Annotated in this window: 12 protein-coding genes and 2 tRNA genes; 10 read left to right on the top strand and 4 right to left on the bottom strand. The window is 69.2% G+C overall.

Annotation, left to right across the window (positions count from 1 at the left end; genetic code table 11):
* Positions 1-113: 113 nt before the first annotated feature.
* Entirely contained in the window at positions 114-1,349 is a 1,236-nt protein-coding gene (locus BMY88_RS04525) for an IS110 family RNA-guided transposase (protein ID WP_091940597.1), read from the bottom strand.
* Positions 1,350-1,822: 473 nt separating this feature from the next.
* Between BMY88_RS04525 and BMY88_RS04520 the strand changes: the two genes are divergently transcribed.
* The 4 genes from BMY88_RS04520 to BMY88_RS23255 all read left to right on the top strand — a co-directional run bounded on the left by BMY88_RS04520 (position 1,823) and on the right by BMY88_RS23255 (position 7,559).
* The gene (locus tag BMY88_RS04520) at positions 1,823-2,863 is read left to right on the top strand and encodes an IS110 family RNA-guided transposase (protein ID WP_091940595.1); all 1,041 of its coding nucleotides are present in this window, start codon (positions 1,823-1,825) and stop codon (positions 2,861-2,863) included.
* Between the two features lie 917 nt (positions 2,864-3,780).
* On the top strand, positions 3,781-4,674 hold the full coding sequence (locus tag BMY88_RS04515) for a phosphoribosyltransferase-like protein (protein WP_139220400.1): 894 nt from the start codon (positions 3,781-3,783) through the stop codon (positions 4,672-4,674).
* Between the two features lies 1 nt (position 4,675).
* The gene (locus tag BMY88_RS04510) at positions 4,676-6,571 is read left to right on the top strand and encodes an ORC-CDC6 family AAA ATPase (RefSeq protein WP_091940591.1); all 1,896 of its coding nucleotides are present in this window, start codon (positions 4,676-4,678) and stop codon (positions 6,569-6,571) included.
* Entirely contained in the window at positions 6,555-7,559 is a 1,005-nt protein-coding gene (locus tag BMY88_RS23255; protein WP_139220399.1) for a hypothetical protein, read from the top strand. The genes BMY88_RS04510 and BMY88_RS23255 overlap by 17 nt, the downstream gene beginning before the upstream one ends.
* Before the next feature lie 1,991 nt (positions 7,560-9,550).
* Here the strand turns inward: BMY88_RS23255 and BMY88_RS04505 are convergent.
* From BMY88_RS04505 to BMY88_RS04495, 3 genes are all read right to left on the bottom strand, one after another.
* Positions 9,551-9,624: transfer RNA gene (locus BMY88_RS04505), tRNA-Gly, on the bottom strand.
* Between the two features lie 34 nt (positions 9,625-9,658).
* Positions 9,659-10,303, bottom strand: coding sequence for a class I SAM-dependent methyltransferase (locus tag BMY88_RS04500; RefSeq protein ID WP_091940589.1), 645 nt, complete (start codon positions 10,301-10,303; stop codon positions 9,659-9,661).
* Positions 10,300-13,617 carry an ATP-binding protein gene (locus BMY88_RS04495; protein WP_091940587.1) on the bottom strand — a complete coding sequence of 1,106 codons (3,318 nt, stop codon included), beginning with the start codon at positions 13,615-13,617 and terminating at the stop codon, positions 10,300-10,302. The genes BMY88_RS04500 and BMY88_RS04495 overlap by 4 nt, the downstream gene beginning before the upstream one ends.
* A 162-nt stretch (positions 13,618-13,779) precedes the next feature.
* Here BMY88_RS04495 and BMY88_RS04490 point away from each other — a divergent pair, with 162 nt between their 5' ends.
* The 6 genes from BMY88_RS04490 (at position 13,780) to clpX (ending at position 20,011) form a co-directional block, all read left to right on the top strand.
* Positions 13,780-15,063, top strand: a complete 1,284-nt coding sequence (locus BMY88_RS04490; RefSeq protein ID WP_091940585.1) for a glycosyltransferase — start codon at positions 13,780-13,782, stop codon at positions 15,061-15,063.
* 95 nt (positions 15,064-15,158) lie between these two features.
* A tRNA-Pro gene (locus BMY88_RS04485) sits at positions 15,159-15,232 on the top strand.
* A 108-nt stretch (positions 15,233-15,340) separates the two neighbouring features.
* Complete coding sequence (tig, locus tag BMY88_RS04480) at positions 15,341-16,810, top strand: trigger factor (RefSeq protein ID WP_091940583.1); 1,470 nt, start codon at positions 15,341-15,343, stop codon at positions 16,808-16,810.
* Positions 16,811-17,137: 327 nt separating this feature from the next.
* On the top strand, positions 17,138-17,773 hold the full coding sequence (locus tag BMY88_RS04475; protein WP_428978305.1) for an ATP-dependent Clp protease proteolytic subunit: 636 nt from the start codon (positions 17,138-17,140) through the stop codon (positions 17,771-17,773).
* 18 nt (positions 17,774-17,791) lie between these two features.
* Positions 17,792-18,427 (top strand): ATP-dependent Clp protease proteolytic subunit, encoded by a 636-nt coding sequence (locus BMY88_RS04470; RefSeq protein ID WP_091940581.1) that lies wholly within the window; start codon positions 17,792-17,794, stop codon positions 18,425-18,427.
* Positions 18,428-18,742: 315 nt separating this feature from the next.
* Positions 18,743-20,011: an ATP-dependent Clp protease ATP-binding subunit ClpX gene (gene clpX, locus BMY88_RS04465; protein ID WP_091940579.1), complete on the top strand. Its 1,269-nt coding sequence runs from the start codon at positions 18,743-18,745 to the stop codon at positions 20,009-20,011.
* Positions 20,012-20,057 lie beyond the last annotated feature (46 nt).

Here is a 20,057-nt window from a genome sequence, read left to right as displayed (position 1 = left end):
GAGGACTGGAGACGTCCAAGATCACGAGGGACACAGACCCGTGAATAGGTGAGTTGCAGGCGCGCGTCAGCGCGGGGCGGGCGAAGCCCGTCCTCCAGTACTTGTCCAGTTGGTCAGGCGGCCGGCTGATCGAGGGTCACGGTGTGGCCGAGCCGCTCGAGTTGAGCCACCAGCCGGCGCGCGTGGGCCTCGTCGTTGTGCTTGGCCAACCAATCCGGCCCGAGGTCTCGGTAGGGCTCGTCGCGGGTGAGCATCCAGTAGGCCGAGACCAGGATCGAGTGCGCGACCGCCACCTGAGCCCGTCCCGCGCCTCGCCGGCCGCTGAGCCGCGCGTGCTGAGCCGAGAGGTAGTTGGCGCCCTTCATCCGCCCGACCGAGCCGGCGGCCTCGACCAGCATCGCGGTCAACCACTTGTTGCCGTGCGGCGGCGGGATCGCGTGGAACCTGCCCGCAGACTCGTGCATCCCCGGCGCCACTCCGGCCCAGGAGGCCAGGTGCTCCGGGCTGGGGAACCGGGCCATGTCTGCGCCGGTCTCGGCGATGATCACTTGCGCGACCTTCTCCCCCACTCCGGGAATGGTCTGCAACAGCTCCAGCTGGTGCGACCACGGTTCGAACGCGGCGGCGATGACCGCGTTGAGCTCGGTCAGGGCGGCCTCCACCGCCGCGATCCGGGCCAGCATGGAGCGGGCCAGCTGCGCGTGGCCGGCGTCGAAGTGCCCGGTGAGAGCTTCGGTCAGGGCCGGGATCTTGCGGCGCATCTTGCCTTTGGCCAGATCGGCCAGCACCCGCGGATCACTCTCTCCGCCGATCAGCGCACCCACCATCGCCCGCGCCGAGACGCTGGTCAGGCTCGCCGCGACCGAGGAGAGCTTGACCGAGGCGTCCTCGAGCATCAGCTCCAGCCGGGTGATCTCCCGCGTCCGGTCGCCCATCAGCTGCACCCGATACCGGGTGAGCATCCGCAGCCGGCGAATGTCCGGCGGTGGCACGAATGACGGCCGCAGCAGCCCGACCTCCAGCAGCTGGGCGATCCATTCCGCGTCGCGGACGTCGCTCTTGCGCCGGTCGAAGGCCTTGATGTGCGCGGCGTTGATCAGCCAGACCTCCATCGCTTCCTCGAGGCAGTAGAAGGCGCCCTTCCAATAGGTCGAGGTCGACTCCATCGCCGCCACCGTCACGCCCTCGGCCAGCAGCCAATCGCGCATCACCTGTAGCGAACGGGTCATCGTGGAGAACGTCCGCGTCTCCGCTCGCCGGCGGCCCCGCGAGCCGGGCGTGCGGACGCAGGCGGTCAGCGTCGCCTTGCCGATGTCGAGCCCGGCGACCCGCTCGTACTGGAGTTCCATCTCCGATCCCTCCTCCGGTCGACGACCGATCGGGCGTCGTCCGGAGGGCCCTCTGCAAGGACACAGACCCACGCGCTCTACGGCAGCAATCAGGAGCTCCCGAAGGCCCCGCGCCATACACCTCTACGGGCTCAGCCGCACCAGTGACACACGACGTCGCCGGACGACCCCTCCATTCTCATCGGCAGGGGCTGCGGATCAAGATCGCAGACCTTTACACCTCTTGCATCTGCGGTAATAGGCGCGCTCCGTCACCGACGGCGGAGTGCTCGCGGGCGTCACCGGCGAGGCTCGACGTCTTGCTGCCCGTCGCGATCCTGAGTGGCTTTCGCAATGAGTGCCCGCTGGTGACGTCTGTCGGGGTTCGGGTGGTTGACGCCTAATAGGAGCCTCGGGCTGCGGCAGCCCGCAGATGCATGCGCTCCGCCCGGACACCGGCTTTCGCGAGCTCTTCGAACGCTGGAAGGAGTCGCGTGCTCGCCGGAATCGACACCCACAAGGACACCCTCGCGGTGGCCGTCATCGACCTCGCCGGCCGCCCGGTGCTCGTCACCGAGCTGGCCAACACCGAGGCCGGCTTCGACGCCCTCGAGGAACTGGTCAAGGAGCACTCGGTGACCCGGGTCGGCATCGAGGGTTCGGGCAACTACGGCCGCGGCGCCGCGATCCGTCTGGTGCTCATGGGCGGACTGGAGGTCGTCGAGGTTCCGCCAAACCTGACCGCGCGGGAACGCTCGGGCCGGCCCGGTGCCGGCAAGACCGACCCGGGGGACGCGGTCGCCATCGCCCGGCTCACCGCCCGCGAGAGCGGCCTGCCACCGGTCCGCCTGGCCGTCGGGCAAGCCGCTGACCTGCGGGCTCTGGCCGACTACCGCGCTCAATTGGTCGCCGAACGCACCGCGCTGGCCAGCCGCACCCACGCCGAGCTGCACGGCCTGTTGCCCGGCTACCAGGACCGGGTGCCGCGACTGACCGCTCCGACGTTCATCACCGCCGCCACCGATCTGCTCGCCGACGACACCAGCGTCCGCGCGACCCTGACCCGCCGCCGCTTGGTCCGGCTGGCGGAGCTGACTGCAGAAATCCAGGAGGTCCACGGCCTCATCAGCGACGCGGTCCAGCAGGTGAAAACCGGGCTGACCGACCTCTACGGCCTGGGCCCGGTCAGCGCCGCGACGATCCTCGGCGAGGTCGCCGACATCCGCCGCTACCGCTCCCGGCACGCCTTCGCCGCCGCCAACGGCACCGCCCCGATCCCGGCCTCCTCCGGCCGCACCAGCCGGCACCGGCTCAACCGCTCGGGTAACCGACAGCTCAACCGGGTGCTCTACACCATGGCGATCACCCAGATCCGCGCCGATACCGAAGGACGCGCCTACTACCTGCGCAAACGCGCCGAGGGCAAGACCGGGCGCGAAGCCCTGCGCTGCCTGAAACGACGCCTCTCCGACGTCGTCTACCGAACCCTGCACGAAGACCTGGCGACCACCGCCCAGCCGGTGATGACCGGCTGAGGACGGTGAGTGCGGCAGCGACAAAACGGACGCGTCTCTACGGCCGAAGCCAGCTGCGCGACAGGCTCGCAGTCCCAGACCTGCTCTTCGCTGCGGTCAGTCCACCGCACCCACCGCCGACCCGGACGCTACGCCCGAGCCGCCTTGACACATAGGAGCTCATCTCAGGTCGGCCAACTCGTTGTGACGACTTCGGCGAGCCCGGCCGAGCCCCGAGCCTGCCGTCCATCGAGGGTCCGAGGCCCCTCAAGGTCCGAGCCGCCAATATTGGCGACGGGAGCCAAGACTCGGCCGGCAGGGTGCATCCGGCCGCTTCAAGGCACGGCACCCGCGGCTGACTTCGACGCTGGCGGATTGCTCCGGCCCGCATGGGCGCCATCTACCCCGCCCGCCCCGCCTTCCGCAGGCCGTGGCCTCGGCCAGTCCTAGGTCGCCCTGGCCGGATCGAGCCCGGCTCCGGTCTACTGGATGCTCTCCGGCGACGAGCATGATCGAGAGACCTTGGCGTGGACGCGCTGGCCCGCCAGCGATAGGGCTGACACGCACGACGGGGTTGCTCAACACGAGCGGCTCAGGGCACCCTCCCCCTCGACCAGCCGGCTCTACATCACTGGCGACGGCATCGCCAGACTGGAGACAAACGCGCTGCCCATGATCAAGGCGTTGGCACCGGTATCAGTCGTCGGCGCAGGGTGCGTGCCCTGGGAACCTGCCGCCCAACTCCGACCCAGCTAGAACGCTCGACAGCGATGTGCACACCTGGGCCGCTCGGAGCCCGCCCGGTCGCAGACCGCCCACTGAGCAGCCTCGGCCAAACGCAGCAACTGACACGAGCCCTCGGAAACTCCATACGGCCCCAGGTTTGCCCCATGGCCATGGCAAGATCCTCCGGTCCTGACGTCGCTACGGGGGAGACCATGCACGAGGCCGAGGTCCTTGACGAACGGGACTACTTCAGCAGCATTCGCCTCTGGGGGCCAGTGCCCGCGAGTATCAAGACAAGGGCGTGGCTTGAAAACTTCAAACCAAAGGAACGTCAGCACGCCGTCGCCCTCCTTAACTCTTTCGTATACCTGAATTCTGAAGTTACTGACAAGCTCTTCGTCTCGGCATTTTCTGGGCTCGCGCAGATGGTGTCCAAGGACGCTGGAACCTATGCTGACAAAAAGCTTGAATGGAACGAGTTCCGACGCGGCGTCCTTATCACGCATCCAACTGGCGAGACGCCCAACGCGACGGACTCGGGCTTCCTGTTCGATCGAAAAGCTCGGCAACTTCTCGATATAAACGAAGACCATATTATGCTGCCCGAAGAGGTCCTCACGACGCTGCTCCTGCGGGGTCCCCGACCAGTGGTCTTCGTCGACGACTTCGCAGGCTCGGGCGACCAATTCACGAAAACCTGGAATCGGTCGTACTCGCTCTCGACCGGTGATGTGGTGAGCTTCTCTCAGCTTTCGGCGGCGGGGCAATTGGGCTCGACCTACTATGCGCCCTCAATTTGCACGAGCTACGCCGCAGAACGCATACGTGAATGCGCGCCGCGCTTGATTCTTCAGGCGGCACACATTCTCTCGCCCCGGTATGGGGCAAGCGACGAGCACACTCTGCTTTTCCCGCCGCACCTTCGCGCCGACGCCCTCCAGGTCATCAGCGATGCAAGTCGCAGGGCCGGAATTATGGCTCATCAGATACTTGGCTATCACGACCTTGGCCTCGCCCTCGCGTTTGAGCATTCTGTGCCAGATGCGGCGTTGCCAATCTTCTGGATGTCTACCGCAAACTGGACCCCCTTGCTCAGGAGGCGTTGACGTGACGACTCTGCCCCGGGAGGGCCTGCTCCTCGAATTGGCTGCCACAATGGGCGGCTTCCGCGCGGAGCAGTTCAGTGGGGAACTGTATGATTTGTTCACCACTCCCACCTACTGGCCAGCACTGCTAACAAGTCGTCCGTGTCTGCTGGTCGGCGGTAGAGGCACTGGCAAGACGACTGTGCTCCGAGGTCTGTCGTACGAGGGCCAAGCTCGATTAGCGGGGACAAGCGTCGAAGAGTGGCCGCTGATTGGCCTGTATTGGCGCATCGACACCACGGTGGTTACTGCTTTTCGAGGCGCGGGGCTCTCCGAAGAGGCGTGGGTCCCCATCTTCTCGCATTATGTCAACCTCACACTGACTCGACTGCTATGCGAGTTCGCATCATGGCAGAGCGAGGCGCGGGAAGTATATCTCGACGCTTCAGTCGAGATGGCCAGAGCCTGCCGCTCTCTCCATCTTCCGCCAGCTCATTCGTTCTCGCATGCACTCGAGTTGCTAGACGATGAGCTCGCTAGCTTCGAGGCGTACATTAACAATGTCCGCGGTGCAAACACCGTAGAGCTGTCGATGTTGGGTCGGCCCGTAGAGCTGCTGGTCACCGCTCTGCGTGCCACTCTTGGCATTGGCGACAAGCAGTTCGCCTTCCTTGTCGACGAATACGAAAACCTCGAGGACTACCAACAGAGGGTTATCAACACCCTCATCAAGCACTCTGGAGAGGCGAGGTACACATTCAAAGTCGGTATGCGCGAGACGGGTCACCGGGAGCGGCGAACTCTCAATGTAAACGAATCCCTGTCTGAGCCTGCGGACTATGCGTACATTGACATCTCCCGCCGACTTAAAGAGTCCGACTTCGCCGACTTTGCCGAGCAGGTGTGCAACGACCGCCTTGGCAGGGTCCGTTCTCAACGGAGGTCGGTCGCCGACATCAAGTCTCTTCTTCCAGCCCTCTCCGAGGCCGACGAGGCTCAGCGCTTAGGAATCTCGGCGCGACTTGTTGAAGCTAAGCGGCGACTCGGGCGAGAAGGCGCACCGCAAGAAGTAGTCTCTGCCTTCTCTGCACTAGACCCACTGGCGGCCTACCTGACGGTCTTCTGGAATGAGGGGCGTACCGAGACCCTTGCCGAAACGGTCGCCGATGCGCTAGCAAATCCCCGAGAATGGTCCACGCGACTAACGAACTACCAGCATGCCATGTTGTTCACAATCCGGCGTGGGATGCGTGGGCATCGCAAGTACTACGCGGGGTGGGACACGTACGTACAGCTTGCGGATGGAAACATTCGCTACCTTCTCCAACTGGTCAATGAGGCGCTCGAGCGCCACGTACTCGAGGAAAGACTCCTTGACGAGCCAGTCTCTGTCGACGTGCAGACCAACGCGGCACAGGAGGTTGGCCGACGTATCGTTCAGCAATTGCCGGGCGTTGGGGCCCGAGGGGCCCAGGTCACCAAACTCATTCTTGGCTTCGGTCGCATCTTTCAGGTCATGGCTGTGCAGCCGGAGGGCCATACGCCTGAGGTCACTCAACTTCGGGTGGGGTGGCTCGGCGCCGACGCCCGAACTGTCGAGGAGGTTGAGGATCTCCTAGCCGCCTGCGTCATGCACCTGGCAATGTTGCGTTTCCCTGGCGATAAGATGGCCGCGGTTTCTGGGGAAACGCGAAGCTTCGACTACCAGCTGCATCCCATCTTCGCCCCCTTCTTTGGCTTCAGCTACCGCCGCAAGCGCAGAATCTCTGTTGATGTGGCGGATATCTTACAGCTCGCTACATCCGATTCCTCTCGGACTATCCGAAAGATTCTCCAGCGCAGCAATCGCGATTCCGACTTAGAGCTGCCAGAGCAGCTCGCTCTGTTTAGAGGGTATTACCATGACTCTCCTGAATGAGCCTCTGTTGACCCTTGAGCTGACGCGAGGCGAATTCTGCCCGCCGTCGGGCGCCGCCTATGTGTACGGCGCGGAGACGGAGGAACGAGCGAGCCTCGATGAAGAATGGTGCAGCCGTGCGGTCGCTTCCGGCGTTGGCCTTGTCTCTATCGCGGCACAACTACCCGACGATATGGTCTTGTCATCCCATGCTTATGGCTTTGAGGATGAAGTCATCAACGCATGGGATGCTGGTGCTCTCGAGGAAATGCTGCTGCGTCTCGGCTCCCCCCTGTACCTGGACATTACAGGCCTCATGTACCGGTCGTGGGCCCCCATCCTCCGGGCTGCCGTTCGACTGGAGATCGAAACATATGTGGTCTACGTAGAGCCGAATGAGTATCGCCGAAACCCTGACCCGGCTCAAGGCTTGATATTCGATCTCTCGGCTCGGATTCAAGGTGTGGCTCCTCTGCCAGGTTTCGTAACGCTGAGGCGACCTCGCCACCCGGAGGACAGTTGCTTCATTGCGCTGCTCGGCTTCGAAGGTGCTCGTTTCGGATACATTCTTGATGAGCTAGAAGCTGTCCCTACAAAGACGGTGCCCATTGTCGGCGTGCCAGGCTTCAGGGCGGACTACCCGTTCTTCGCCTACAGCGGGAATCGGGTGCAACTGGAAAGTGACTTTCTGGCATCGCGAGTTCGGTTCGCTAAGGCGAACTGCCCTTTCGACGCTTTTCATATGTTGCATGAAATAGCCAACGATTACCAGGGTGACTTTCTACGCGTAGCGCCTATCGGAACTAAGCCTCATGGATTGGGGGCTGTACTATTCGCGATGGCTCGGAGCGGACGGGTGGAACTCGTCTATGACCACCCAATACGAAGCGAAAAGAATACGCGCGGTGAGGCGCGATTATGCGTCTATGACGTTCATCGTTTCGTGTCCTCTGACTTGTATCGCGAAGTAGGTGCATACTCACCTGCCAGACGGGCCCCAGCATCATGAGAGTGGACCCGTTTTATACGCCAAGCTGGCTGGCGGCGGAGATGGCGGCGGAGCTCGACCTGCGGACTGGAAGTCTCGTAGCGGACTTCACTGCGGGCGGAGGGGCCCTTCTTGATGCCGCGGAACAGCGGTTCGGATCGGCCTTTTCGTACTTGGCAGCAGACTGCGACCGGCGAGCGGTCGCGCGCCTCAGGTCTGAGCACCCGCGCTGGCTCGTTGGCCGGGCTGACCTTCTGAATGAGCGCTCGCTTCGTCAAAGTCCGGTGTGGGCTCGTAGGTCAGCGGTCTCGGGCGTCCTGGTCAATCCACCCTTCTCCTACAGAGGGGGAGCCGGCATGCGGTCGCCGAACGGGTCCGCCGTTGTTTCGCCTGCTGCCGCGTGTCTAGAAACGATCCTGTCGGGGATGAGTCCGGGTTCGAGTGTCGTCGCTCTGATGCCTCGTGGCTCCCGAAAGTCCGAGAAAGACCGCAAGTTGTGGCAGTCGTGGGAGCGGAGACACGCTCTAGAGGTCTTGCGCGCGTACTCTCGAGGCGCCTTCCCTGGGGCTTACGCCCGCACGGAAATGCTGCGGTTCACCGTGGAAAAAGGTCCAGGAGTCGCAGCTCCGTCGCGTCCCGGAGTTAATAGGATCATCGCTGGCTGCACATGCATTGACATCATCAGAGGTCGCGTGCCCGTGCACCGGCGCTCGCAGCGCGAGAGTGGTCCGCTCGCCGCGTTCGTTCACACAACTTCGCTGCAGGAAGGCGAGGTGGAACTGCGCGAAGAGATGTGCGGATGGAGGTGGGCCACGCCCGGCCCTTTGGTGCTTCTGCCGCGTGTGGGTAGATTCACGCCAGGCAAGATTGCCGTCTGGAGCGAGAGTGCTTCGGTCGTGTTGAGCGATTGCATGCTGGCAATGCGTCCATTGGCGACACCTGTCGACGTGCTCGTTTCAAGTCTGATGTCAAGCTTCGGGGTCCTGGCCGAGCGTTACGGCGGCTCATGCGCCCCGTATCTGACAGTGGCCGCGCTGGAGGCGCATGTAGCTGAATTGGGCTACAGCCCACGTCGCGCGCAGGCGGGTGGGCCATCGGAGTTGTGCAGCTGTGGCGGTGGTTCGGCGGTCATGGACGTCAACCAGGGTTCGCCCCTGCAGGGTGCGCTGATATCGGAATCGGCGAGACGGTAGGGGACCTTGGAGACAGCCCCAGACCGAGCCGGGGGGTGGTATGGCGTGTCGCCGCTGGGTAATCATTCCGCCGTCGGAGGGCGCACCCGTCGGCTGAGACCGTTGGGCCGCGCGAATCGGCTCCGGGCCAATGGGGGTGCCGGCTGCCCAGCCTGCTTCGGACCCGTCCTGGCCAAGGACGACAACGTCGCAGTCTCCCGGGCTGATTGGGCTGCTTAGTGGCATTCGAGCCGCAATGGCCCTACACCGGAGAGCGTGCCCCGGCAGCTCTGCCCGAGTGCGGTGGCAATGGTCGGTCCATCTCGGCGACGAGTGGCGCGCTCAGCGCCGCCTGCAGCGCGCCGGCAAGCTCCCGCTGACTCGGGTCGATCTAGACACCGGCTTGCATGGCTGGTCTGGGACCGGAGAGCCGACTAGTGGAAGCATTGTCAGACCGCGCTCCGCAGCGACATGGCCCGAGAACGAACGGCTCGCGTGCCTCAAGTCCACATCGATGACGGTTTCCTGCTGGGACGGAAGCTCGCGAGACTGCGGCCAGCACCGGCGCGGACACTCGGACCACAGTGCACCGAGCAATTTGAGTCGCCTTATGGCTGGACTTGAGCCATCCGCTGGAGCTCCCGGGTTGGCAGCTGGCCCGCAGCAGTGTCTGGCGGTGTCGGCGAATTGCCGCTCGGCTCGCCTCAAGCTCACCGCGTGACCAGAACATGACCAACGGACCGGAAAACAAGGGTCAAAAGGGGCTATATCGGGCCTTCCGGAGGGTCCTCCGGACCTCCTCCAGTTCCGCTGACACGCGCCCTTCCCTGCGGTTATGCGTGGAGCGGGTGACCGGGATCGAACCGGCATGGCCAGCTTGGAAGGCTGGGGCTCTACCATTGAGCTACACCCGCAGAGGTGCCCGGCCAGCGTAACCGGTCCCCGCGGTCACGCCCGGACCGCCATCCCGAGCACCTGCGGGCTTGCCGGGTTGAGGTTCACCCGGAGGTCCGGCAGGTCGAAGCGGTCGAGCCGCTCGATGGTGAAACCGGCCGCCTCGATCGCCGCCGCGGTGTCCCGGCCGGTGTGGCACCCGCCGGCGAAGAACGGCCACACCGTCGCGTCGAGCACCCGCTGCGCCCGCACCAGCCCGGCCTTCTCACCGCGGACGTGCTCCCAGAACAGCAGCCGGCCCCCGGGGCGCAGCACCCGCCGCAACTCGGCCAGCGCCCGGCCCTGGTCCGGCACGCTGCACAACACCAGCGACGCGACCGCCACATCGAAGGCGCCGTCCTCCGCCGGGAGCGCGTCGGCGTCCCCGTCCACGATGGTCACGGGCACCGGCGCCGAGAGAGCGGCCGACGCCGCGAGCGCCCGCAGCCGCGGCTCCGGCTCGACCGCCACGACCTCGGTCACCGCGGACGGATAGTGGCCGAAGTTCGTGCCGCTGCCCGCCCCGAGCTCGAGCACCCGCCCCGCGGCGCCGGCCAGCAACCGGTCGCGAAGCTCAGCCGTCCCCTGCCGCTCGCCCGCCGCCGCCAGGTGCGGCCACAGCCGCGCGAACACCGGATGCGACACCGTCGTCCCCCTCATCGTGGGTCCAGCCGCCGTACCTCGTCGGCCACCCGCACCATCCCGACCTCCTCGGCCAGGGCCAGGGCCGCGCGCGCTTCCGCGGACACGCCCGCGACGTCCCCGCGACGGGCCAGCAGCGACGCCAGAGCCAGCCGCGCCCGTGCCTCTGACGGCCGCAGCCCGGACCGGGCGCTGACCGCCACCGCCTGACGGAGGTGCCGCTCGGCGTCGTCCAGCCGCCCGGCCGCCGCCTCCGCCCGCCCCAGCAGCAGCGCCACCGGGCCCTGCGCCCCGATCCCGCCCTGCACCGCCAGGTGGTCGGCGAAGGGGAGCAGCCGGTCGGCGATCGCGGCCGGCACCGCCGGGTCGATGCCCACGGGGGTCGCCGCGAGCTCCGCCGCCGCGTACGCCTGCCAGCACGTCAGCGCCAGCCAGTCCCACTGCATCGGGAACGGCGCCCACCCGTCGACGCGCGCCATCTCCGCCGCGGCCTCCGCCGCCATCCCGGCCTCCAGCAGCGCGATCGCCGTCAGCAGCGTGCCGCTCCCCGCCCCGCCGGACGTGTCCACGCCCGCCGCCGCCTCGGGCAGCCGCTGCGCCAGGCACCCGCGGTCGATCCAGATGAACGACCGCATCACCAGGTCCTGCCACGACTGCGTGTACAGCTGCGTCCGCTGCACCAGCGCGAACGTCCGGTCGACCAGCTCCTCCGCCGTCTCCAGGTCGCCGAACAGCATCGCCCGCGCCGCCTGCATGCTCACCAGCTGCGCGTGCACCAGCGGCAGGTCGTGCCGGCGGGCCAGCTCCCACGCGGCGGCCAGGTCCGCGGCGTCGCCGTCCACGTCGCCCAGCCCCATCCGCGCCACCGCCCGCCGCACCAGCGCCAGCATCGCCACCTCCGGCAGCTCCTCGGCCGGCGTCACCTCCAGCAGCTCGGTGGCATTGGCGATCAGCCGGTCCTCGTGCCCCGGCAGCCAGCACGCCCCCAGCCGCGCGACCAGCGCCGTCCGCAGCAGGTCCACCCGGCCTGTGCGCCGCGCCGCCGCGACCGCCTCCTCGGCCGCGCGCAGCCCGCGCGACCGGTCCGGCCCGTAGTGGACGACGACGGCGAGCGCCGCGAGCGTCCGAACCCGCGCCGGCCCGTCCACCTCGCCCACCGCGGCCAGCAGCGCCTCCAGCCGCCCCACCAGCTCCGCCGGGTAGACGCCGTAGGTGACCGGGAACCACAGCCCGCCGATGCCCTGCAGCTGGTCCGCGGCCGTCGCCGCGGTCCCGGTGTCCCCGCGGGCCAGCGCCGCGTCGATCACCCCGGACAGCAGCCGCTGCGCCTCCGCCCACGACCCCGCCCGCGCCATCGTCGTCCCGGCCCGCAGCAGCAGCTCCGACCGCAGCTCCGGCCGGTCGCCTTCGGCGTCCAGCACCTCCAGCGCCCGCTCCCACCAGCGCGCCGCGCTCTCGTGCGCGTGGTCGTGCGCCGCCCGCTCGGCCGCCGCGGAGCACGCCGCCACCGTCGCCTCGGCGTCGGTGAACGGCCGCCCCGCTACCAGGTGGTGCGCCCGCTCGAACGGCGCCGCCCCCGCCGGCAGCGCCGCGGCCAGCCGCGCGTGCAGCCGGGCGCGCCGCAGCGGGGGAGTGCCCTCCAGGAGCGTCTCCCGCACCAGCGCGTGCGCGAACGCCAGCTCGCCCGGGCCGGCGGGCCGCACGAGGTCGGCCGACTCCGCGGCGTCCAGCGCGTCGGCCAGGTCGTCGGGCGCCGCGGCGCCGTCCGCCCGCTGCAGCAGCGACACCGCGAACCGCTGCCCGGCGACGGCGGCCAGCGTCAGCACCTCCCGCGCCGGCTCCGGCAGCCCCGCCAGCCGCCGCTCGACCACGTCCCGGACGCCGGGCGGCACGGGCCCGGAGCCGTCCCCGCTGAGCACCCGCGCCAGCTCCGTCGCGAAGAACGGGTTGCCGCCCGAGCGCTCGTGCACCTCCCCGGCGGCGTCCGAGCCGACGACGCCGGCCACCAGCGCGGCGGTCGCGGCCGGCTCCAGCGGACCGAGGGTGAGCTGGGTGAACCCCGGCGTCCGGGCCAGCGCGGCGCGCACCCGCGCCAGCCCCGGATCCCGGACGCCGGTGCGGCAGGTCCCCAGGACGGCGACCGGCCCGTGCTGGAGCTCCACCGCGAGGAACCCCAGCAGCCGCAGGGACGCCGGATCGGCCCAGTGCAGGTCGTCGACCACGACCACCACCGGCGCCCTCGACGACGCCGCGACCAGCGTCGACAGCACCGCCTCGAAGGCCGCGAAGGCGCCACCCGCGGCGCCGCCCTCGGCTCCCGCCCCGCCGCCGAGCGCGCCGGTGACCTGCAGGAACGGCCACAGTGCCGGGGCGTCGTCGTCCTCGTGGCAGCGCCCGACCGCCACCCGCGCACCGGACGCCCGCGCGGCCGCCGCCACCTCCGCCAGCAGCCGGGTCTTGCCGATGCCCGGCTCGCCGTCGACCAGCGCGAACCGCGGACCGGTGCGCGGCAGCCCGGCGACCAGGTCGCGCAGCAGACCGAACTCGCGGTCCCGGCCGACGAGGGCCGGCGGGGGAGACGGCGCCGCGGCGACCGCCACCGGCCCCCGCAACGCCCGCGCCTGGGCCGCCTCCAGCGCCGGCCCCGGCGCCAGCCCCAGCTCCTCGTCGAGCAGCCGGCGGGCCTGCGCGTAGCGGGCCAGCGCGTCGGCGGTGCGGCCGGCCGCGGCCAGCGCGTCCACGAGCAGCACCCACGGCCGCTCCGCCAGCGGGGAGGAGGCCACCAGCGCCTCCGCCTCGGGCACCGCCTCGGCCGCGCGGCCCAGGGCCAGCAGCGCCGCCGTCCGGTCCTCCCGGCAGGTGCGTTGCAGCTCCTCCAGCCGGTCCCGCGCGGCGGCGGCGAACGGCCGGTCCCCGGCGTCCTCCAGGGCGACCGGTCCCCGCCACAACGACAGTGCCTCGTCGGCGTCGGCGAGCGCGCCGGCAGCATCCCCGCCCGCCAGCCGCCGCCCCGCCGAGGCGGCCGACGCGGAGAAGCGCCCCGCATCGACGTCGCCGGCCTCGGCCACCAGCCGGTAGCCCGCCGGCGTCCGCTCGACCACCCGGCCGAGCACCCGCCGCAGCCGCGACACGTAGGTCTGCACCGAGGCGTCCGGATCCGCGGGCGGGGCGTCGGCCCACAGCGCGTCGACGATCCGGTCCAGCGACACCGACCGACCCGGCTCGGTGAGCAGCAGCCCGAGCAGCACCCGCTGCAGCGGGCTGCCGAGGTCCAGCGGGGGCGCGTCCGCGGACAGGCGTGCCTCCACGGCGCCCAGCACGCCGTAGACCATCACGTCCGACCTCCCGATCGCGGCCTGACCTGCGCGTTCAGCAGTCGTCGAGCGAGCGCGCGGCCAGCGTGGTCCGGCGTCGACCGCGCGTCAAGCGGGTCGGGCCACGGTTCCCGGCATCGGTTCCACCCCTGAGACCCACCCCGACCCGAGGAGCCCCCGATGGCCCGCATCCTGTTCACCACCATGCCGTTCGCCGGCCACCTGCGGCCCGGCCTGCCCATCGTCCGCGAGCTCGTCGCCGCCGGCCACGAGGTCGTCTGGTACAGCGGCGCGAAGTACCGGCACCAGGTCGAGCGCGCCGGCGCCCGCGCCTATCCGATGAGCGCCGGGCTCGACATCGACGACGCCGAACTGGAGGGCAACGGGACCGGCAGCCTGCGCGGCCTGAGGCAGTCGATCCTCGACGTCTTCATCCACCCCATCCCGGCCTGGGTCCAGGAGATCGACGCGGTCCTCGACGACTTCGCGCCCGACGTCGTCGTCGCCGAGCAGGGCTTCATGGCCGGCCCCCTGGCCGGACGCCGGCGCGGCATCCCCGCCGTCGTCTTCTCCGTCTCGCCGCTCGGCCTCACCAGCGCCGACGCCCCGCCCTTCGGCACCGGCCTGCTCCCCGGCCCGCGGTGGCGCGACCGCACCCTCAACTGGGCCATGCGCAACGTCGTGTTCGCCGCTCCGCAGCGCGCCGCCGAGCAGGTGCTCGCCCGCCTCGGGCTGCCGCCGATCGACGCCTACTTCATGGACTGGGGCGCGGCGATCGCCGACCGCTACCTCGTGCCCAGCGTCCCCGAGTTCGAGTACCCGCGGCGCGACCTGCCCGCGACCGTGGAGTTCGTCGGCCCGTTCCTGCCCGCGGGCATCGACGAGTTCACCCCGCCGCCGTGGTGGGACGACGTCCTGACCGCGCACGCCGGCGGCCGCCCCGTCGTCCTCGTCACCCAGGGCACGCTCGCGACCGACCCCGCGAACCTCGTGCTCCCCGCCGTCGCCGGGCTGGCCGGCACCGGGCCGCTCGTGATCGCCACGACCGTCGGCCACGACCCCGACGTCCTCCTGCCGCCGGCGCTGCGACCGGCCGACGTCCGGCTCACCCCGTACGTGCCGTTCGACCGGATCCTCCCGATGACCGACGTCTACGTGACCAACGGCGGCTACGGCGGCCTGCAGCAGGCGCTGGCCGCGGGCGTCCCGGTCGTGGTCGCCGGCACCACCGAGGACAAGGCGGAGGTCTCGGCGCGGGTGACCTGGTCCGGCGCAGGCCTCGCGCTGGGCACCGACACCCCCACCCCCGACCAGGTCGCGGACGCCGTCGCCACGGTCCTCACCCGGCCCGACCACCGCGCCCGGGCCCGGGAACTGCAGGCCGCCTACGCCCGCTACCGCGGGGAGCGCCGGGCCGCGGAGGCCGTGCTGGAGGTGGCGGCCAGCAGGAACCCCGTCGGATGAGCAGGCGCGGTGGCGCGGCCCTCCTGCAGGGGCCCACCGCGAGCGTGCGAGCGGTTGGGGGGCAGGAGGGTCCTTCTCCTATGCTCGGTCCGCCACGGGGTGTGGCGCAGCTTGGTAGCGCACCTGCTTTGGGAGCAGGGGGCCGCAGGTTCAAATCCTGTCACCCCGACCGCCAGACCGGCTCCGTCCCCCACGTCTCTAGACTCGTGGGTCGACCGGCGTCGTCCGTTCCGCCCGACGCCCACCCCTGACTGCGACACCCGAGGAGCACTGCGCTGTGAAGAGCACCATCGAGGAACTCGGCCCCACGCGGGTCCGGATGGCGATCGAGGTGTCGTGGGGGGACCTGGACCACGCCTTCGGCGAGGTCTACAAGGAGCTCCGCAACCAGGTGCGCATCCCCGGGTTCCGCCCCGGCAAGGTGCCCAACCGCATCATCGACCAGCGCGTCGGCCGCCCGGCCGTCCTCGAGCAGGTGGTCAACCACGCGCTGCCGGAGGTGTACTCCGAGGTCGTCCGCGAGAACCAGGTGCGGGTGATCGGCCAGCCCGAGATCGAGGTCACCAAGCTCGAGGACAACCAGACCCTGGAGTTCACCGCCGAGGTCGACGTCGCCCCCAAGCTGGAGCTGCCCGACCTCGACGCGCTCGCCGTGACCGTCGACGACGTCGAGGTCACCGACGAGGAGATCGACCAGCAGGTCTCCGTCATGCGCGAGCGGTTCGCCATGCTCAACGCCGTCGAGCGCGCGGCGCAGGACGGCGACTTCGTCTCCATCGACCTCGAGGCCACCCTCGACGGCGAGAAGCTCGAGGACGGCTCGACCAGCGGCATGTCCTACGAGGTCGGCTCCGGCTCGCTCATGGAGGGCCTGGACGACGCCGTCCGCGGGCTGTCCGTCGACGAGTCGAAGACCTTCGAGACGGCGCTGCTCAACGGCCCCGACGCCGGGAAGTCGGCCGAGGTGACCGTCACGGTCCGCTCGGTCAAGGAGAAGGAGCTCCCCGAGCTCGACGACGAGTTCGCCTCCACCGCGAGCGAGTTCGACACCCTCGAGGAGCTGCGGGGTGACGTCCGCACCCGCCTGTCGCGCACCAAGGTGCTGCAGCAGGGCGCGCAGGCCCGCGACAAGCTGGTCGAGCAGCTGCTCGAGACCGTCGAGGTCCCGCTCCCGGAGAACCTCGTCGAGCGCGAGGTCGAGTGGCGCAACAACGCCATGACCCAGGAGCTGCAGAACGCGGGCATGGACTGGGACGGCTACCTGCAGATGGCCGGCGTCGACGACAAGGACGCCTACGACGCCGACCTGCGCAAGAACGTCGAGGAGGCCGTCAAGACGCAGTTCGTCCTCGACGCCGTCGCCGACGCCCGCGAGGTCACCGTCGACAACGACGACCTGTCGGCGCAGATCATGGCCCAGGCGCAGCGCAACCGGGTCAGCCCGGAGCAGTACGCGCAGCAGCTGCAGCAGGGCGGCAACATCGCCGAGTTCGTCGCCGACGTCCGCCGCACCAAGACCCTGGCGCAGCTGCTCGAGCAGACGACGATCACCGACGCCTCCGGCAACGTCGTCGACCTGGAGGCCATCCGGCCGAAGACGGTCCAGGCCCCCGCGGCCGACGCCGAGGACGCCGACGCCTCGCCCGCCGACCTCGAGTCCGCGGACAGCGCCGACAGCTCGGAGAGCGCCGACAGCTCCGAGAGCGCGGCCAGCCCCGAGGCCGCCGACGAGGAGGCCAAGGCCTGAGCGAGGACCCTGTCCTGCTCCCGCCACGCACCGCGCGGCGCGAGCCTCCGGACAGGGTTGCGTGCCGACGCCGTCCCACCCCGCGAGCCGGGGCGGGGCGGCGTCGTCCGTTCGCGGGGCGTCGCGCGGGCCGCCCCGCCCGCTGCGCCCACGGCGAACACCCCGCCGGGCGGGACTCCTCCCCGCAGGTCGCGCGTTAGGGTCGACAGGACTCAGGCGAGCACCGGGGGAGAACCCCCCGGGCGGCGCGCCCCCGGGCCCCGCACCACCGAAGAACCATCCACTCCAGACCGACTGCCCGACCGTCCTACGGAGGTCACCACACCCGTGAGCACCCACCCGAACTCGGCGAGCGCCCCGCAGCTGCGCGGCTCCGCCGGGGGGATGAACCTCAACGACTCGGTCTACGAGCGGCTCCTGCGCGAGCGCATCATCTTCCTGGGCACCCAGGTCGACGACGTCATCGCCAACCAGCTGGCGGCGCAGATGCTGCTGCTGTCGGCCGAGGACCCCAAGAGCGACATCCACCTGTACATCAACTCGCCCGGCGGCTCGGTCAGCGCCGGCATGGCCATCTACGACACGATGCAGTTCATCGACTGCGACGTCGCGACCTACGGGATGGGCCTGGCCGCGTCGATGGGCCAGTTCCTGCTCACCGCCGGCACCAAGGGCAAGCGCTACGCCCTGCCCCACGCGCGGATCATGATGCACCAGCCCTCGGCGGGCGTCGGCGGTACCGCGGCCGACATCGCGATCCAGGCCGACCTCTTCCGCCGCACCAAGCGCGAGCTCAACGAGCTGCAGTCGCAGCACACCGGGCAGACCGTCGAGCAGATCGAGAAGGACTCCGACCGCGACCGGTGGTTCACCGCGGCCGAGGCCCTCGAGTACGGCTTCGTCGACCACGTCGTCAGCAAGGCCGCCATGACCGACAGCGCCAACCCGGTCACCGACAACTGAGCAGCGAGGACTGACGACATGAGCGGTTTCCAGCTGCCCTCCAGCCGCTACATCCTCCCCTCCTTCGTGGAGCGGACGAGCTACGGCATGAAGGAGAGCAACCCGTACAACAAGCTCTTCGAGGAGCGGATCATCTTCCTCGGGGTGCAGATCGACGATGCGTCGGCCAACGACGTGATGGCCCAGCTCATCACGCTCGAGTCCACGGACCCCGACCGCGACATCACGATCTACATCAACTCGCCCGGTGGCTCGTTCACGTCGCTGATGGCCATCTACGACACGATGATGTTCGTCCGCCCGGACATCCAGACCGTGTGCATGGGCCAGGCCGCCTCGGCCGCCGCGGTGCTGCTCGCCGCCGGCACGCCCGGCAAGCGGCTGGCGCTGCCGTACTCCCGGGTCCTGATCCACCAGCCCTCCGGCGAGGCCGGCGGTCAGGTGTCGGACCTGGAGATCCACGCCGCGGAGATCGAGCGGGTGCGCAAGCAGATGGAGGAGATCCTCGCGCGGCACACCGGCCGGACGGCCGAGCAGGTCCGCTCCGACATCGACCGCGACAAGATCCTCACGGCCCAGGAGGCCAAGGACTACGGCATCGTCGACCAGGTGATCCAGAGCCGGAAGCTCAACGCGATGCCCGCGAGCAGCTGATCGTGTTCCCGGCCGGTACGGGCCGAGGCGTCGCGTCAGGCGCCCTCGGCCCGTACCGTCTGGGGGGCGGAGTGCACAGGGGGTCGCCAGTGTCGAGTGCGACGACACGACCCGCCGGGCTCCGGCCGAGGGGGTGCGTCACGTCCCCCCGGGCGTCGGGGTCGGCAGGTACCGTCGACGAGCGCCCGATCCCCGGCCGGCAGCGCCGGGAGGAGCACCTCGCGGAACGTCGTCAGCGGGGTCGAGCACGGGCAGTCCAGCACCACATCGGGTCCGCGGACCGACGGACCTTTCCCCCGATCTGGAGGTCAGCAGGTGGCACGAATCGGTGAGAGCGGTGACCTGCTCAAGTGCTCGTTCTGCGGGAAGAGCCAGAAGCAGGTCAAGAAGCTCATCGCTGGCCCCGGGGTCTACATCTGCGACGAGTGCATCGACCTCTGCAACGAGATCATCGAGGAAGAGCTCTCCGAGTCCTCGGACCTGAAGTTCGACGAGCTGCCCAAGCCCAAGGAGATCCACGACTTCCTGGGCCAGTACGTCATCGGCCAGGAGACCGCCAAGCGCGCGCTCGCCGTCGCCGTCTACAACCACTACAAGCGGGTGCAGGCCGGTGGCGGCACCCGTGACGAGGCCGTCGAGCTGGCCAAGTCCAACATCCTTCTGATGGGTCCGACCGGGTGCGGCAAGACGCACCTGGCCCAGACCCTCGCGCGGATGCTGAACGTCCCCTTCGCCATCGCCGACGCCACGGCGCTGACCGAGGCCGGCTACGTCGGCGAGGACGTCGAGAACATCCTGCTCAAGCTCATCCAGGCCGCCGACTACGACGTGAAGCGCGCCGAGACCGGCATCATCTACATCGACGAGGTCGACAAGATCGCCCGCAAGAGCGAGAACCCGTCGATCACCCGCGACGTCTCCGGTGAGGGCGTGCAGCAGGCGCTGCTGAAGATCCTCGAGGGCACGACCGCCTCGGTGCCGCCGCAGGGCGGGCGCAAGCACCCCCACCAGGAGTTCATCCAGATCGACACGACGAACGTGCTGTTCATCGTGGGTGGGGCCTTCGCCGGCCTGGAGAAGGTGATCGAGCAGCGGGTCGGCAAGCAGGGCATCGGCTTCGGCTCCGAGATCACGAGCAAGCGCGAGCTCGACGAGTCGAACATGTTCAACGAGGTCATGCCCGAGGACCTGCTGAAGTTCGGGATGATCCCCGAGTTCATCGGCCGGCTCCCGGTCATCACCGCCGTCCAGAAGCTGGACCGCGAGGCGCTGATCAACATCCTCACCGAGCCGAAGAACGCCCTGGTGCGCCAGTACCGGCGGCTGTTCGAGCTCGACGGGGTGGAGCTGGAGTTCAGCGACGACGCCCTCGAGGCGATCGCCGACCAGGCCATCCTCCGTGGCACCGGCGCCCGCGGGCTCCGCGCGATCATGGAGGAGGTGCTGCAGTCGGTGATGTACGAGGTCCCCAGCCGGGACGACGTCGCCTCCGTCGTGATCACCAAGGAGGTCGTGCTGGAGCACGTCAACCCGACGATCGTGCCCCGCAAGCCGACCCGCACCCCCCGCGAGAAGTCGGCGTAGCACCCGCCGCTCCCGCTCCGCTGTACATCGGTGGCCCAGAACCCCT

It is taken from the genome of Trujillonella endophytica, from assembly GCF_900110555.1.
GTDB classification, from domain to species: domain Bacteria; phylum Actinomycetota; class Actinomycetes; order Mycobacteriales; family Geodermatophilaceae; genus Trujillonella; species Trujillonella endophytica.
The sequence above is the reverse complement of the archived record's forward strand: the minus strand, read 5'-3'. Positions and strand labels throughout refer to the sequence as shown.